This is a genomic window from Massilia sp. Root133, from assembly GCF_001426525.1.
Lineage (GTDB): Bacteria > Pseudomonadota > Gammaproteobacteria > Burkholderiales > Burkholderiaceae_D > Telluria > Telluria orientalis.
Genome location: NZ_LMEW01000002.1, coordinates 82,263 through 97,079, shown reverse-complemented (window position 1 = coordinate 97,079; position 14,817 = coordinate 82,263). Strand labels below are relative to the sequence as shown.

Genomic DNA, 14,817 nt, shown 5'->3' with positions numbered 1-14,817 from the left:
CGGACCGGCCGTACCGTAAGTACGGCTGCGCTTCTCGGCCAACATTGCTTCCGCTCGCGACGGTTTCTCGAGGTTCCTTTTTAAGATGCCTCGCGCCAGCGTGCGACCCACTTGTCATAGAAACCCATGTCGGCAGGCACCGCCCCGCTGACCGCACAGATCGCGCCGGCGAATTCGTTGGCGCGCGCCAGGATGAGCTCCAGCGGCCAGCCGCGCGCGCGGCCCAGCATGAAGATGGCGGCGAAGGCGTCGCCCGCGCCCGTCGTGTCGATCACGAACGGCGGCGCCGGGTTGTCGCGGGTGGCGACGTAGCTGCCGTCCGCGCCGAAGTACACGGAACCGCGGTGGCCCAGGGTCACGATCAGTGCTTCCAGCGAAAAGCGGTCCATCAGCGCGCGGCAGGCCGCGTGCACTTCTTCGGTCGACAGCGCCGCGTCGTTCGGGCCGATCTGGAAATACCACTGGAACAGCGCCTGCAATTCCTCCTCGTTGACCTTGACGATGTCGGCCGCCGTCAGCGCCTTCGTGACGATCGGTTCGGTCGCGTGGCCCGTGCGCAGGTTGAGGTCGAGGAAGCGCTTGGCCGCCGGCGTCGCGTCCAGCACGGCCGCCAGCGCGAGGCGCGAGCGTTCTTCGCGTTGGGCCAGCGTACCGAAATACACGGTGTCGTACGCGCCGCCGGAAACGCTCGCGGCGGCCAGCGACGGGTCGATGAAATCGTAGGCCTGGCGCGGCAGCAAAGTGAGACGATGACTGGTGCCCTGGCGCTCGACGACGGCGCGGCCCGTTTCTTCCATCGTGTCGATCTGCAAGCCCGTTTCCGGGATCACGAAGCGCTCGAACTCGGCGCGGACGGCGGCGCCGTTGCGGTCGTCGCCGATGCGGGTGATCAAGAGGTGCGGTGCCATGAAGGCGGCCAGGTGGCGCGCCACATTGAACGGGGCGCCGCCCACGACCGGGGCGCCCGCGCCTTCCTCAACGAGCACCTCGCCGAACACCACCGCCATCCCGTTCCACTTCACCATACGCCATCTCCGTCCGTTCGATCGTACCCGGGGCATTGTAGCGCACCAGCCGCATCGCGAAAGCGGCGCAAACGAGCAGCGCGCCGGCCAGGCGGATCACGTTTTCCGGGTTCCCGCCCAGCCAGCTATGGTAGTACAGCGGCAAAGTGAAGATCTGGATGATCATCGGGATCACGATGAACATGTTGAAGATCCCCATGTAGACCCCGGTGCGTTCCGGCGGCAGGCTGGACGCGAGGATCACATACGGATTGCCCATGATGCTGGCCCACGCGAGGCCGATGCCGACCATCGGCACGAGCAGCAGCACCGGCGTGTGGATGTGCGGGATCGCGAGCATGCCGGCGCCGGCCAGTAGCAGGCACACGGCGTGCACGACGTGCGGCCCGTGACGCCGCGCGAACGGCACCAGCGCGAACGCGGCGAGGAATGCGATGAAGTTGTAAAACGCGCCGATCTGGCCGTTGAGGAGACCCGCGTCGCGAAAGCCCGGCGAGGCCGCGTCGCTCGTGCCGAACAGGGTACGCGCCAGCGACAGCGTGATGAATTGCCAGTAGCAGAACATCGCGTACCACTGGAAGAGCTTCACGAGGGCCAACTGCTTCATGGTCACCGGCATGTCGCGCACGGCCGCGGCGATCTCCGCCAGCGTGTGGCGCCAGCCGCCGGGCGTCGCGCGCAGCGCCGCCAGCGCGTGCGGCGGCAGCGGGTCTTCCGGCGTCGTCTTGACGGACCACAGCACGGAGACGAGCGAGCACACGGCGCCGATCAGGAATGCCGCGACGACGACCTGCGGGATATGGCTGCCGTTGACGGCATCCTTGTCCATGCCGATCCACACGAGCAGCGACGGCGTCAGGTAGGCCAGCGTCTGGCCCAGGCCCGTGAACGCGCTTTGCGTGAGGAAGCCGAGCGAGTGCTGGCTCGCGGGCAGCTTGTCGCTGACGAAGGCGCGGTACGGTTCCATCGTGACGTTGTTCGCGGAGTCGAGGATCCACAGCAGGCTCGCGGCCATCCACAACGTCGGGCTGTACGGCATCGCCAGCAGGCCAAGGCTGCACAGGATCGCGCCGATCAGGAAGTATGGCGTACGTCTCCCCCAGCGGCTGACGGTGCGGTCGCTCATCGCGCCGATCAGCGGCTGCACGAGCAGGCCCGTGACGGGCCCCGCGAGCCACAGATACGGCAGGCTCGCCTCGTCGGCGCCGAGGTATTTGTAGATGGGGCTCATGCTGCTCTGCTGCAGCCCGAAGCTGAACTGGATACCGAAGAATCCGATGTTCATGTTGACGATCTGCCAGAACGTCATGCGCGGCTTGGCCATCATGGCTCCCAGCGGTCGATGAATGGACGGTAGAACGCATGATCGTCCGGGACGGCGCCGACGATGCCGCACACGGCGCCGGCGAATTCGTTGGCGCGGGCAAGCGTGGCATCGAGCGCCCAGCCGCGCGCGCGGCCCAGCAGGAACACGGCGGAGAAGGCGTCGCCGGCACCCACCGTGTCGGCCAGCTGCACGGGCGCGGACGGTGCCGGCGTGGCGTGATACGCACCGTCGGCACCGAAATACACGGCACCGCGCGGCCCCAGCGTCACGATCAGGCCCGTCAGGTTGAACACGCGCAGCAAGGTCGCGCACGCGTGGCGCACGTCGGCGCATGCCATGTCGTCCGTCGGGAGCCGCATGTGGGTGTACCAGCCGAACAAATCCTGCAACTCCTCTTCGTTGACCTTGACGATGTCGGCCGCGTGCAGCGATGCGAACACGCAGCGCTCCGTCACCTGCCCTTCCCGCACGTTCAGGTCCAGGTAGCGGCAGGCATCGGTCGCCGCCAGCAGCCGCGCCAGCGTATCGCGCGATGCCGGCTCGCGCTGGGCCAGCGTGCCGAAATACAGCGTCGCGGGCGCGGCGGCCGTCATGGCCGCCATCGCGGGCTCCGCCTCGATGGCATCATAAGCCTGGTGCGGCAGGATCGTGAAGCGGTGGCCGCCGTCGCCGTGGCGTTCCACACTCACCCGGCCCGTCGGCAAGGCCGCATCGACCTGCAGCCCGGCCATCGGCAGGCCGAAGCGCTCGAACTCGGCGCGCATGCGGGCGCCGTTCTCGTCCAGGCCCACGCGGGTGAGCATCAGGGCATCCTGCCCCAGCGCGGCCAAATGGCGCGCCACGTTGAACGGCGCGCCGCCGATCACCTGGCGGTCGCCGAAGTCGTCCACCAGCGCTTCGCCGAACACGGCGACGGTTCCATTTACACGTTGCGTCATCATAGCCACACCTGATCCCACGGCGCCAGCGTCACCGTGCCGGCGCGGCCGTACGCGGCCAGGTCGACGGTCAACGCGCGGCCGGAAAAATTGAAGAGGCCCAGGAAGCGCTCGCCGCGCGCCAGCGCCAGCAGGGCCGGATCGCCGGCGGGCAGCACCGTGCACGGCGTCCCGGCCGCGAGGTCCGGTGTCTCGCGGCGCTGCCGGATCAGCCGGCGCAGGCCCGCGTACGCGCGGCCGGCCGGCGTCGTGATATCGCCACGCTCCGCGTAACGCGCTTCGTCGAACGGCGCGCGCTGGATCCAGCGGCTGTCGTGCGCCTTCGCCGGGTCGGCGAGGTAGCTGTCGTCGTTGGCCATCGCCAGCTCGTCGCCCATGTACAGCACGGGCAGGCCGCCGAAGCACAACGCGAGGCCGTGCACGAGCAGCAGGCGCCGCAAGCCTTCCTCGGATCCGTCCGCGCCACTCAGCGCCGCGGCCGTGCCGTTGGTCGCGAGGCCGCCCTGGAAGCCGACGCCTGGCCCTTCGTTGTAAGTGCGCGCGACGGCGGCCAGCCGATCGAGACTGCCCGCTTCAGCCAGCAGGTGCTTCCAGCCGATGTCGTCGTGGCAGCGCACATAGGTCAGCCAGCTCGCGCCCGACGGCAGCGGCGGCGTGGCGGCGGCGACCGCGCGCACGAGGCCCGCGTCTTCCTCGGCCAGCGCGGCCCAGCCGGCCGTCATCAGCGTGCTGTGGTACGCGAGGTGGCATTCGGGCGCCTTGGTATCGCCGAAGTACGCGGGCAGTTCGCGCGTCGGCACGATCGCCTCGGCCTTCAACAGCACCCCGGGCGCGGCGATGTCGACGATGGCGCGCAGCGCCTGCAGCAGCAGATGCGCTTCCGGCTGGTTCATGCAGTCGGTGCCGAGGCGCTTCCACAGGAACGCGGTGGAGTCGAGGCGGAACACGTCGATGCCGCGGTTCGCGAGGCGCAGCAGCGCCGCCGCCACGGCTTCGAACACGGCCGGGTTGGCGTAGTTCAGGTCCCACTGGAACGGATAGAACGTGGTCCACACCCAGCCGCCCAGCGCCGGGACATGCGTGAAATTGCCGGGCGCCGCCTGCGGGAACACCTGGCCCAGCGTACGCTCATACGCCCGCGCCTTGTCTTCGTCCAGCACGTGGAAAAAGGCGCGCATGGCGGTGTCACCGGTCAGGGCGCCCAGCGCCCACGGATGGTCGTCGGCCACATGGTTCAGGATCAGGTCCGAGCACAGGCTGATGCCCGCTTCGCGCAGCGCCGCCGTCAGGTCTTCCAGGTCGGCCATCGTGCCGAAGCGCGGGTCGACCTCGTCGAAGCTGGCCACGGCAAACCCGCCGTCGCTCTCGCCCGCGCGCGGACGCAGGAACGGCAGCAGGTGCAGGTACGTGACGCCCAGGTCGCGCAGGTGCGGAATACGCTCTTTCACGCCGCGCAGGTCGCTCCCGAACTGGTCGACGTAGGCGCTGTAGCCCAGCATCGTCGGTTCGCAGAACCAGCGCGGCTCGTCCTCGCGGGCGGCGTCGAGCGCCTGCAGCGCGGCCGGGCGCGCGGCCATCAGCCCCCCGATCCCGGCCATCAGGTTGTCGAACCAGGCGGCGTGGCCGGGCAGATGGCCGTACAGGCGGTGCAGGCGGTCGGCCAGCACGGCCTCGTGGCGCGCGAAACGGCGCTGCGCGTCGGCGTGGCGCGCCGGCGGCAGCCCGTCGAGCAGGCGGCGCAGGGAATGGGACATCGTGCTCATGGATCCTTAAAACGCGTACTTGACGCTGGCCTTCACGGCGCGCCCCGTGATCGAGCGGGCGGCGTGGCCGTCGCCTTCGATCTCGGTATAGCCGATGCGGTTGAACAGGTTATTGGCGTTCAGGGACAGCTGCACCTTCGGCGTCAGCTGGTAATTCAGGAACGCATGCACGACGGTGTAGCCGGGCAGGACCAGCGTATTCGCATCGTCGCCCCAGCTTTTACCGGTGCCGACGACGGCCAGGCCGAAGTTGGCCGCGCCCAGGTCGTAGCTCGGCGTGAGCTGGTACACGGCGTGCGCCTGGCGGCGCGGCGTGTGGCCGATCGTGGCTTCGCCGCCCGGTGCCGTCGCGGTGATCTTCGCATTGGTCAAGGTGAGGCCGCCCGTGACGCGGAAGTCGCCCACGCGATAGGCCGCTTCCAGTTCGGCGCCTTTCGCGTCGTAGCTGTTCGCGGTCGACAGCTGCGTCGTCGCTTCGTAGTTGCTCTCGCGGGTCTTCGCATGGAACAGCGTCAGGAACGTGGACAGGCCGCCGCTGCGCCATTTCACGCCGCCTTCCAGCTGTTTCACCGTGTTGATGCTGATCGGCGCGCTGCCGTCCAGCGGGGTGCCGAACAGGATGCGGTCGGCGTTGAACGCCACGCCTTCGCTCGTGCGGGCGAACAGTGCCAGCGACGGCGTGATCCTCCAGTTGCCGCCCACCGAATACGATGTGTGGCCGATGTCGTAGTCGACGCGCTGCACGGTGCCCGGCTGGTACGCCGCCGCATTGGTGGCGATGTTGGCGCTGCCGCCGGCGTGCTGGCGGTCGCGGCGCACGCTGGCGTCCACGTTGACGGTGCCCTGCTCCCAGCCGATGTTCGCGTACGGCGAGTTGGTGCGGTATTCGACGTCCACCGCGCGCGAGCAGCAGGCGCCGAATGCCGGGCCGACGTAGCCCGGCGTGCTGCTTGCCGTCTTCAGCAGCGCGGGATCGTCTCCGGTCGCCTGCATCAGGTACTGGTTGAAGTTCCACGTCAGGCCCAGCTTCTGCAGCGACGAGTACCAGCCGGCCGTCACGTTCAGCTTCGCGCCGTCGATCTTGAACGTCTTGGTCAGGCGCGCATCGTTCAGCGTGTTGCCCGCGTCGTCGATCGACGTGTTGAAGACGACGGCGTTGAACGCGCGGCCGTTGTAGGCCTGGCCGGCGTCGGGGCCCGTCGCGAAGGTATAGTTGCCCACCGTGCCGCTGTCGGCCGGGAACACGCCCACGAAGCGGCCGCTGTTGGACGCCTTGCGGAACTTGTCCGTCACGGTCCAGCCGTTGCCCAGGTCGAACGAGCCTTCCAGGCCGATCGCATTGCTCTTCACGGACAGGCCGTCGTTGACGTCGCTCGCAACGTGGCCGTTGCCCTTGGTGAGCGAGACGTCCTGCACCCAGTACGGCGAATAGAACGACGCGTAGCGCGGGTCGATGCCGGCGATTTCGGAGATGTGGCCGTTGCCCACGAGGACCGGCACGGGCCGCGCCGTCGGGCTCTGGTCGTCGAGGTGCTTGAGCGAGACGCGCACGTAGCCGCCGTCGAAGTCGTGCGTGAAGTTCGCGCGCAGCTGGCCGCCCCGCTCGTCCTTGCCGGCCGCGTTGCGGATGCCTTCGCCGCGGCGGTAGAAGCCGCCGACGAAGAAGCGGTCGCGCTCCGAGATCGGCGCGCCGTAGTCGAAGTCGACGCGCGTGCTGTCGTAATCGAGACCGCGCGTGAGACCGATGCTGCCGCCCTGCTGCGCACCGTCCTTGGAGATGAAGTTGATGATGCCGCCGGGCGAGTTGGTGGCGAGCGTCGAAGCCGAGCCGCCGCGCACGGCTTCGACGTGGTCGAGGGTGCCGTCGATCTTGATGTAGCTGTCGGGGGTGATGAAGTTGAAGTCGCCGAACTGCAGCACCGGCAAGCCGTCTTCCTGCATCTGCACGTAGCGCGCGCCGCCCGCGGAGATGGGCACGCCGCGCACGGTGATGTTGGCATTGCCTTCGCCGCCCGACGACTCCGAGCGCACGCCCGGGATCGAACGCAGCACTTCGGCGGCGCTGGTCGGCGCGAGGTTCTGGATGGCGTCCGCTTCCAGCGTGCTGACCGAGACACTCGACTTCATCTTGCTCGAACCGATCGGCGTGCCGGTGACGACGATGCGCTCCATCTTCAGGCCATCGGTCGACGACGCCGGCGCGGCGGCTTCCTGTGCGGACGCGGCACCCAGGTGCAGCAAAGCCAGCGCCACGGCACGCGCCGTGTGCTTCATGCGAACTTCCATGTCTCCTCCGTTTGTATTCGATTTGTTGGCACCTTGTCAGGCACGCGGCCATTATTTCCCTATTCTGGAAAAATTGCAAACGATTGCAATAACGTTGCTAAAACGCTGCAATCAGCCTGTCATGTGGGATTCGCGACAAGACAGGGCGATCAGAGATGTATTTTGCAAACGTTTGCAAGTCAGCTTGCAGCAAGCGTGCCGCAGCATGCCGGGCGCCGCCGGGTCAGGCGCTGGCGCGGACGATCAGTTCGGTGGGAAGCTGGACGGAGGGTGCGCCGCGGCCGTCGACGAGGACGAGCAGCGCATCGACGAGCGCGCGCGCGGCCACGTCGCGCGGCTGGGCGACGGTGGTGAGCGGCGGGTGGAAGTAGCTCGATAATTCGATGTCGTCGTAGCCGACGACGGCCACGTCGGCCGGGATGTCTTTCCCCTGCGCGCGCATGGCGTGGATGGATTTCATCGCGAGCAGGTCGCTGCTGGCGAACAGGGCATCGTACGCGACGCCGCGCCGGGCCAGCTCCGCGACGGACTGGCCGCCGCTCTCGGGCAGGAACGACGATGCCACGTGCAGTTGCGGATCGGGAGACAGGCCGTGCGCGGCCAGCGCTTCGACGTACCCGCGGTAGCGCTGCTCGACTTCGGGCAGGCTCGTGTCGCCGAAGAAGGCGATGCGGCGCCGGCCCTGCGCCAGCAGGCGTTCCGTCGCGAGGCGGCCGCCCGTGACGTTGTCGCCGCCGACCGTCGTGTACAACTGCTGCGGCAGCTGCGCGCCCCAGACGACGAACGGCACGCCGCGCGCGGCCATCTTGTTGAGTTCAGCGTGGTGGCGGCCCTGGCCGATCAGGATCACGCCGATGGCGCGGCCGCCGTCGAACGGGGCGGCGGCGGCGTCGACCTGGTCGGCATCGACGCGCGAGACGAGGATGTCGAAGCCCTGGTCGCTGAGCGCGTCCGCGAGGCTGCCGAGCATCGACAGGAAGAACGGGTCGGACAGCTGCTGGCGCGTGGCCTGCTCGATCGGAATCACGACGGCCACCGTGCGGTTCTGCTGCAGCCGCAGGTTTTGCGCGCCGATGTTGATCGTGTAGTTCAGCGAGCGCGCGAGGTCGAGGATGCGGTCGCGCGTTTCCTGGTTGACGAGGGGGCTGTGGCTGAGCGCACGCGAGACGGTCGACGTCGACACGCCCGCGAGGCGTGCGATGTCGGCCATTTGCAACCGCCGGGACGACGTCGTCATTGGGCGACGGTCAGTGGGTGCGCGGGACGGTGTCCTTGAACGACGGCCGTTCCGACAGCTTGTCGAACAGGCGCGCCAGGTTCGGATACGCGCTGCGCCAGTCGATGTCCGGGAAGCGGAACGACAGCCAGCCGAGCGTGCAGCCGACGGCGACGTCGGCCAGCGTGTAATGGATCCCCATGCAGAACGGCTGCTCGCCGAGGTTCTCGGACATCACGGCAAGACCGCCGTGCACCTTGCCCATCTGGCGGTCGAACCAGGCCTGGCTCTGCTGCTCGCCCGGGCGCCACGTGCGCTCCAGGTAGGCCAGCACGGCCGCGTCCAGCACGCCGTCCGCGAGCGCTTCCCACACCTTGACGTTGGCGCGGTCGCGGCTGTTCGCGGGCAGCAGCTTGCACACGGGCGTCAGCGTGTCGAGGTATTCCGCGATCACGCGCGAGTCGTACATCGTGCTGCCGTCTTCCATCACGAGGCACGGCACCTTGCCCAGCGGGTTCGACGCAACGATCTTCGTTTCCGGCGCCCAGACGTTTTCCAGCTCGAACTGATAGTCGAGCTTTTTCTCTGCCAGGACGACACGCGCCTTGCGCACGTAGGCACTGGTGAAGGAACCGATGAGTTTCATAGATGCTCAGTCATGTGGATTGGCAGACAGTATAACATCGGCCTATCGCCCGCCAAACGCCAGCGAAACGCCCGCAACGGTGGCCAAATGAGACTTGACAAAGCGGCCAACCCCAGCCTGCCGATGGTAGAATCGCGTTTTTGCACTCACCGCCTCCCTCCTCCCATGACCTCTACCGCATCCTCCTCGACCCTGTCGGCCCTGTCCCCGCTGGACGGCCGCTACGCCGCCAAGACCGACAAGCTGCGCCCGATCCTGTCGGAAGCCGGCTTCATGCACCACCGCGTGAAAGTGGAGATCGCCTGGCTGCAGGCGCTGTCGCAGGCCGGCTTCGCCGAACTGAAACCGTTCTCCGCCGACGCATCCGCCCTGCTGGACAAGCTGGCCGCCGACTTCTCCGACGCGGACGCCGCCCGCATCAAGGACATCGAGGCCGTCACGAACCACGACGTGAAAGCCGTCGAGTACTGGCTGAAGGAACAAGTGAAGGACGTGCCGGAACTGGTCGCCGCTTCCGAATTCATCCACTTCGCATGCACGTCGGAAGACATCAACAACACGTCGCACGGCATGATGCTGAAGGCTGCGCGTGACGGCGTGCTGCTGCCGTCGCTGCAGGCCGTCATCGCCAGGCTGACCGAGATCGCCCACACGAACGCCGACCTGCCGATGCTGTCGCGCACGCACGGCCAGACCGCGAGCCCGACCACGCTCGGCAAGGAATTCGCGAACGTCGTCGCCCGCCTGCAACGCGCCGTGAAACGCATCGCGGACGTGGAAATCCTCGGCAAGATGAACGGCGCCGTCGGCAACTACAACGCGCACCTGTCCGCGTATCCGGGCTTCGACTGGCCGGCGTTCTCGAAGAACGTCATCGAACAGCGCCTGGGCCTGACGTTCAACCCGTACACCATCCAGATCGAACCGCACGACTACATGGCCGAGCTGTTCGACGCGATCTCGCGCACGAACACGATCCTGCTCGACCTGAACCGCGACATCTGGACGTACGTGTCGCTCGGCTACTTCAAGCAGAAGCTGAAGGCCGGCGAGATCGGTTCGTCGACCATGCCGCACAAAGTGAACCCGATCGACTTCGAGAACTCGGAAGGCAACCTGGGCCTGGCCAACGCCGTGCTGCGCCACATGGCCGACAAGCTGCCGGTCTCGCGCATGCAGCGCGACCTGACCGACTCCACGGTCCTGCGCAATATCGGCGTCGGCTTCGGCTACGCGCTGCTCGCATACGACAGCTGCCTGCGCGGCCTGAACAAGCTGGAAGTGAACCCGGCGCGCCTGGAGCAGGACCTGGACGCGAACTGGGAAGTGCTGGCCGAGCCGGTGCAGACCGTGATGCGCCGCTACGGCATCGAGAACCCGTACGAGCAACTGAAGGAACTCACGCGCGGCAAGGGCATCACGCGCGACGCGCTGCAGGAATTCATCGGCAAGCTGGCGATTCCGCAGGATGCCAAGGACCTGCTGCTGGCCATGACGCCGGCGAATTACACCGGCCTGGCGGCGCAGCTGGCGAAGGCCATCTAAGTCTCCCGCGGATAGCGCCGCGAAAACTGATACGTCGCCCCCGCGCAGGCGGGGGCCCAAGTTCTGTATGCGTCTCGACAGCTCGTACAAAATTGGGTTCCCGCCTGCGCGGGAACGACGGGCTTATCTCTCCCACGTGAATTTCACGCCCACCGTCCTTGGCACCTCGGTCCGCACGGACGCCACGCCATATTCCGCATGGCCGCCGTTCAAATTGGTCCCGATCACCGACAACTCCATCCCCGGCGCAAAACGCCAGCCGAAGCGGGCATCGACGGCCCAGTAAGCCGGCACGTTCGGCAATCCCAGCGCGCCGTTGCGGCGCACGGCCAGTTCCAGTTCGCGCGCCGCGTCGATCGCGTGGCTGGAACGCAGCTGGGCCGTGCAGGCCGGATCGCGGCCCGTCGTCATCAGGCTGCCCTCGTCGCGGCTGCCCGGCTTCAACGCGAATTCCTCGTGCAGCAGCGTCGCACCGGCCGACAGGCGCCACGCCTGCGTCATCTGCACATTGCCCCACGCCTCCAGGCCGCGCGCCTGGCCTGCCATCAGGTTGCCGAACACGATCTGCCCGGCAGGCGTGACGTCCTGCGTGCGCAAATGGTCGTACAGGTTGCGGAACGCCGTCACGGAATACGACACGATCTGCCCCGCCTGGCCGCGGTAGCCCAGTTCGAGCACGCGCGCGGTCTCCGTCCGCACGCCCCGGCCACCCGCCAGCAGGTAGGGCGGCGCACCGGGCACGTACGCGTCCACGTCCAGCCGCGACGGCGCGCGCACGGTGCGCGACACGGCCGCCCAGAACGCGTGCATCGGCGTGGCGCGCCAGGACAGGCGCACGTTCGGCAGGAATTCCGTGCCCGTGTACGGATTGCGCTCCCAGCGCACGCCGGCCGTGGCCCTCAGGTCGTCGCGCAGGGCCACCTCGTCCTGGGCGAACAGGCTGGCCCAGGTCTGCGTGTCGCGCGCGGGCAGGAACGCGACAAAGCGGCTGTTGTCGACGCGGTCCCGGCTGGTGCGGTATTCGCCGCCCCACACGATGCTGTGCCGGCCGTGCGCGGGCAGCGCGTGCTGCAGTTGCAGGTCGAGGATGCCGACGGCGTCCGTGAACGTGGGCGGCACCTTGCGGTAGCGGTAATCGTAATACGCCTGCGCGGTCACGCTGCCGCCGCCGTCGAGCACATGTTCCCAGCGTCCCGTGACGTTGGCGCCGTGCAGCCGGATGTCGTCCAGGCCCGTGCCGGCGCCCGGCGCCGCGATGACGCCGGGCGCCGGCTGGCCCTCGCGTCCGCGCCAGGCATTGGCGTTGACGCTGAACCGCTCCGCGCCCCGTTCCCAGTCGCCGCGCCAGCCGACCTGGCCCTGCGTCCAGTCGTCGTCGATCGCGCGGCCGGAGGCGAGTTCGCTGTGCCCCAGTCCGAATGCCTTGCCGTAGGCGCGCCAGTGGCCGCTATCCATCGCGCCGCCGTGGCGGAACGCGGCCAGGGCGCCGTCGACGTCGGCGCGCAGCACGAGGAAATCTCCCTGGGTGTCGCGCGCGTGGCGGGTCGTGATGTTGATGACGCCGTTGACGGCATTCACGCCCCATAACGTGCCGCCGGGGCCGCTGATCACTTCGATCCGCTCGACGTCTTCCAGCATCACGTCCGGCTCGTCCCAGAACATGCCGGAGAACAGCGGCGAATAGACCGAGCGGCCGTCGATCATCACGAGCAGCTTGTTGGCCGGGCTGTTGCTCGTGCCGTTCATGCCGCGCGCGGAGATGAAATAATTCGCGTTGCTGCCGCGCGCGACCTGCAGGTTCGGCGCGAGGTTCAGCGCCTCGGCGAGGTTGCGGGCGCCCGAACGGCGGATGTCGTCCGCCGTGATCACGTACACGGAGGCCGGCGCGTCCTGCAGGCGTTCGGGCCGGCGCGAGACGGACGTGACGTCGATGTTGGCCAGTTCTTCGATCGACAGGTCGGCGAACTCGGCGCGACGCGCCGCTTCCTCGGCATGCGCCGGCAAGGCCAGCATCAGCGCCGCCACTAACAGGGGCAGACCGGGCGTGTGGGTCATTATGTTTTATAAATCCATTTTTTTAACATTTTACCTTCACGCATGCGCGGCCCAGTGCGCACATGGGCAGACATGGCATATGCGCCACGGATTATCCCACTGGCTGAACAAAGTTATCCGTATGGATAGCTTCCGCGCAATATTTGGAACCGTTAAAGTATCCCTATTGCAAATCCACAGCTACCCGCAACTCATGCTAGTGTGCTGGGTAGTTTGGTAATATTTAGTTCTAATTCGTACTAATTCATCGGAGACCCGTCATGCCGCGCTACACCACGACCGCCATCGTGCTTCACTGGCTGATCGCCGTGCTGATCATCGGTGCGTTCACGCTGGGTCTCGTGATGACGGACATTCCCGGCATCTCGCCCACCAAGCTGAAGTATTTTTCGTGGCATAAATGGGCCGGCGTGACCGTGCTGCTGCTCGCCACGATCCGCCTGCTGTGGCGCCTGAAGAACCGCCCGCCGGCGCTGCCCGACTCGATGCCCGCGTGGCAGCGCGGCGCCGCCCACGGCCTGCATCATCTGCTGTACGTGCTGATCTTCGCCGTGCCGCTGTCCGGCTATTTCTACACCTTGGCGGCCGGCTTCCCGGTCGTCTGGTTCGGCCTGTTCCAGCTGCCGGTGTTCATCGCCAAGAATCCGGCGCTGGCCGACACGCTGAAGCCGATCCACTACTGGCTGAACATGGTCATGGCCGGCCTCGTCGGCCTGCACGTGGTCGCCGCCCTGAAGCACCAATTCGTCGACCGCGACGGCACGCTCGGACGCATGCTGCCCGGCCGTTCCCACTGAAGGAGAAAATCATGAAATTCACCCGTGGCGGCCTCGCTGCCGTATTGGCCGGCGTGACGCTGATCGCCAGCGCCGTCCCCCTGAAAACGGATGTCGCACACAGCAGCGTCTCGGCCGTGTTCAAGCAGATGAACGTGCCGGTCGAATCGAAATTCAAGAGCTTCAACGCGCAGATCGACTACGACGCGGCGCACCCGGAAAAAGCGACGGCGCGCGTGGACATCGACACGGCCAGCTTCGACATCGGCGAGGCCGAGTACAACAAGGAAGTGGCCGGCAAGGACTGGTTCAACTCGGCCAAGTTTCCGAAGGCAACCTTTGTCTCGTCCGCCATCAAGCCGGCGGGCGCGGGCAAGCTCGCCGTCTCGGGCAAGCTGACCATCAAGGGCCGGGTCCAGGACGTGACTTTCCCGGTCACCATCAAGCCGGAAAGCGGCAAACAGGTTTTCGAAGGGCAACTGCCGATCAAGCGGCTGGCCTTCAACATCGGCGAAGGCGAGTGGAAGGACACGAGCATGGTCGCCGACGAAGTCGTCATCAAATTCCGCGTCGCAGCGGGACAGTAAACATCATCAATCGTTAAAGGATCGTCTTACATGAAATTCAAGCACCTCGCCCTCCTGGCCGTCGCCTTCGCTTCCAGCGCCGCCTTCGCCGCCGACACCTACAAGATCGATTCGAACCACACCTACCCGAGCTTCGAGGCCGACCACTTCGGCGGCCTGTCGAACTGGCGCGGCAAGTTCGACAAGACGGAAGGCAGCATCGTCGTCGACCGCGCGGCCAAGACGGGCACCGTCGACATCACCATCGACGCGAACAGCCTGGACTTCGGCCACGCCAAGATGAACGAGCACGCCAAGGGTCCGGACATGTTCGACGTGGCCAAGTACCCGAACGCCACCTACAAGGGCAAGATCGTGTTCAAGGGCGACGCACCGTCCACCGTCGACGGCGAACTGACCCTGCACGGCGTGACCAAGCCGGTCACCCTGCACATCAATTCGTTCAAGTGCATCCAGCACCCGATGCTGAAGCGCGAAGTGTGCGGCGCCGATGCGTCGGCCACGTTCAACCGTGCCGATTTCGGCGTGGACTACGGCGTCAAGATGGGCTTCAAGCCGGAAGTCAAGCTGGCGATCCAGGTCGAAGCCGTCAAGCAGTAATCTGGCCGTACCCAAACGAAAAAGCCCCGCGGCCGAGCTGGCCGCGGGACTTT

The 14,817-nt window shown here is 67.0% G+C and carries 12 protein-coding genes; 4 read left to right on the top strand and 8 right to left on the bottom strand.

Annotated elements, in window-relative coordinates; genetic code table 11:
- Window positions 1–80: 80 nt before the first annotated feature.
- The 7 genes from ASD28_RS03150 to ASD28_RS03120 form a co-directional block, all read right to left on the bottom strand.
- Window positions 81–1,025, bottom strand: a complete 945-nt coding sequence (locus tag ASD28_RS03150) for a PfkB family carbohydrate kinase (RefSeq protein ID WP_056123872.1) — start codon at window positions 1,023–1,025, stop codon at window positions 81–83.
- A complete protein-coding gene (locus ASD28_RS03145) occupies window positions 976–2,352 on the bottom strand; it encodes an MFS transporter (protein WP_056123869.1) in 1,377 nt (458 codons plus the stop codon). The genes ASD28_RS03150 and ASD28_RS03145 overlap by 50 nt, the downstream gene beginning before the upstream one ends.
- Window positions 2,349–3,293, bottom strand: a complete 945-nt coding sequence (locus ASD28_RS03140) for a PfkB family carbohydrate kinase (RefSeq protein WP_229412203.1) — start codon at window positions 3,291–3,293, stop codon at window positions 2,349–2,351. The genes ASD28_RS03145 and ASD28_RS03140 overlap by 4 nt, the downstream gene beginning before the upstream one ends.
- Complete coding sequence (locus ASD28_RS03135) at window positions 3,290–5,044, bottom strand: alpha-amylase family glycosyl hydrolase (RefSeq protein ID WP_082577471.1); 1,755 nt, start codon at window positions 5,042–5,044, stop codon at window positions 3,290–3,292. Before ASD28_RS03135 ends, ASD28_RS03140 begins: the two co-directional genes overlap by 4 nt.
- 15 nt (window positions 5,045–5,059) lie before the next feature.
- The gene (locus tag ASD28_RS03130; protein WP_056123858.1) at window positions 5,060–7,339 is read right to left on the bottom strand and encodes a TonB-dependent siderophore receptor; all 2,280 of its coding nucleotides are present in this window, start codon (window positions 7,337–7,339) and stop codon (window positions 5,060–5,062) included.
- A gap of 223 nt (window positions 7,340–7,562) precedes the next feature.
- Window positions 7,563–8,549 (bottom strand): LacI family DNA-binding transcriptional regulator, encoded by a 987-nt coding sequence (locus tag ASD28_RS03125; protein WP_082577462.1) that lies wholly within the window; start codon window positions 8,547–8,549, stop codon window positions 7,563–7,565.
- Window positions 8,550–8,586: 37 nt separating this feature from the next.
- Window positions 8,587–9,201, bottom strand: coding sequence for a glutathione S-transferase family protein (locus tag ASD28_RS03120; RefSeq protein WP_056123852.1), 615 nt, complete (start codon window positions 9,199–9,201; stop codon window positions 8,587–8,589).
- Between the two features lie 165 nt (window positions 9,202–9,366).
- Here ASD28_RS03120 and purB point away from each other — a divergent pair, with 165 nt between their 5' ends.
- Window positions 9,367–10,746, top strand: a complete 1,380-nt coding sequence (gene purB / locus ASD28_RS03115; RefSeq protein ID WP_156403889.1) for an adenylosuccinate lyase — start codon at window positions 9,367–9,369, stop codon at window positions 10,744–10,746.
- 123 nt (window positions 10,747–10,869) lie between these two features.
- Here the strand turns inward: purB and ASD28_RS03110 are convergent, their stop codons facing one another.
- Window positions 10,870–12,801, bottom strand: coding sequence for a TonB-dependent receptor domain-containing protein (locus tag ASD28_RS03110; protein WP_082577461.1), 1,932 nt, complete (start codon window positions 12,799–12,801; stop codon window positions 10,870–10,872).
- A gap of 260 nt (window positions 12,802–13,061) precedes the next feature.
- On the opposite strand from ASD28_RS03110, the gene ASD28_RS03105 reads away from it, so the two are divergent.
- From ASD28_RS03105 to ASD28_RS03095, 3 genes are read left to right on the top strand one after another with little or no spacing between them, the layout of a single operon-like run.
- Entirely contained in the window at window positions 13,062–13,598 is a 537-nt protein-coding gene (locus ASD28_RS03105; RefSeq protein ID WP_056123847.1) for a cytochrome b, read from the top strand.
- Window positions 13,599–13,609: 11 nt separating this feature from the next.
- Entirely contained in the window at window positions 13,610–14,164 is a 555-nt protein-coding gene (locus tag ASD28_RS03100; protein WP_056123844.1) for a YceI family protein, read from the top strand.
- Window positions 14,165–14,194: 30 nt separating this feature from the next.
- The gene (locus tag ASD28_RS03095) at window positions 14,195–14,764 is read left to right on the top strand and encodes a YceI family protein (protein ID WP_056123841.1); all 570 of its coding nucleotides are present in this window, start codon (window positions 14,195–14,197) and stop codon (window positions 14,762–14,764) included.
- Window positions 14,765–14,817: the final 53 nt, after the last annotated feature.

Coding starts and splice junctions, on each gene's coding strand:
- ASD28_RS03150 (WP_056123872.1), bottom strand. CDS start 1,025: ATGGTGAAGTGGAACGGGATGGCGGTGGTGTTCGGCGAGGTGCTCGTT.
- ASD28_RS03145 (WP_056123869.1), bottom strand. CDS start 2,352: ATGATGGCCAAGCCGCGCATGACGTTCTGGCAGATCGTCAACATGAAC.
- ASD28_RS03140 (WP_229412203.1), bottom strand. CDS start 3,293: ATGATGACGCAACGTGTAAATGGAACCGTCGCCGTGTTCGGCGAAGCG.
- ASD28_RS03135 (WP_082577471.1), bottom strand. CDS start 5,044: ATGTCCCATTCCCTGCGCCGCCTGCTCGACGGGCTGCCGCCGGCGCGC.
- ASD28_RS03130 (WP_056123858.1), bottom strand. CDS start 7,339: ATGGAAGTTCGCATGAAGCACACGGCGCGTGCCGTGGCGCTGGCTTTG.
- ASD28_RS03125 (WP_082577462.1), bottom strand. CDS start 8,549: ATGGCCGACATCGCACGCCTCGCGGGCGTGTCGACGTCGACCGTCTCG.
- ASD28_RS03120 (WP_056123852.1), bottom strand. CDS start 9,201: ATGAAACTCATCGGTTCCTTCACCAGTGCCTACGTGCGCAAGGCGCGT.
- purB (WP_156403889.1), top strand. CDS start 9,367: ATGACCTCTACCGCATCCTCCTCGACCCTGTCGGCCCTGTCCCCGCTG.
- ASD28_RS03110 (WP_082577461.1), bottom strand. CDS start 12,801: ATGACCCACACGCCCGGTCTGCCCCTGTTAGTGGCGGCGCTGATGCTG.
- ASD28_RS03105 (WP_056123847.1), top strand. CDS start 13,062: ATGCCGCGCTACACCACGACCGCCATCGTGCTTCACTGGCTGATCGCC.
- ASD28_RS03100 (WP_056123844.1), top strand. CDS start 13,610: ATGAAATTCACCCGTGGCGGCCTCGCTGCCGTATTGGCCGGCGTGACG.
- ASD28_RS03095 (WP_056123841.1), top strand. CDS start 14,195: ATGAAATTCAAGCACCTCGCCCTCCTGGCCGTCGCCTTCGCTTCCAGC.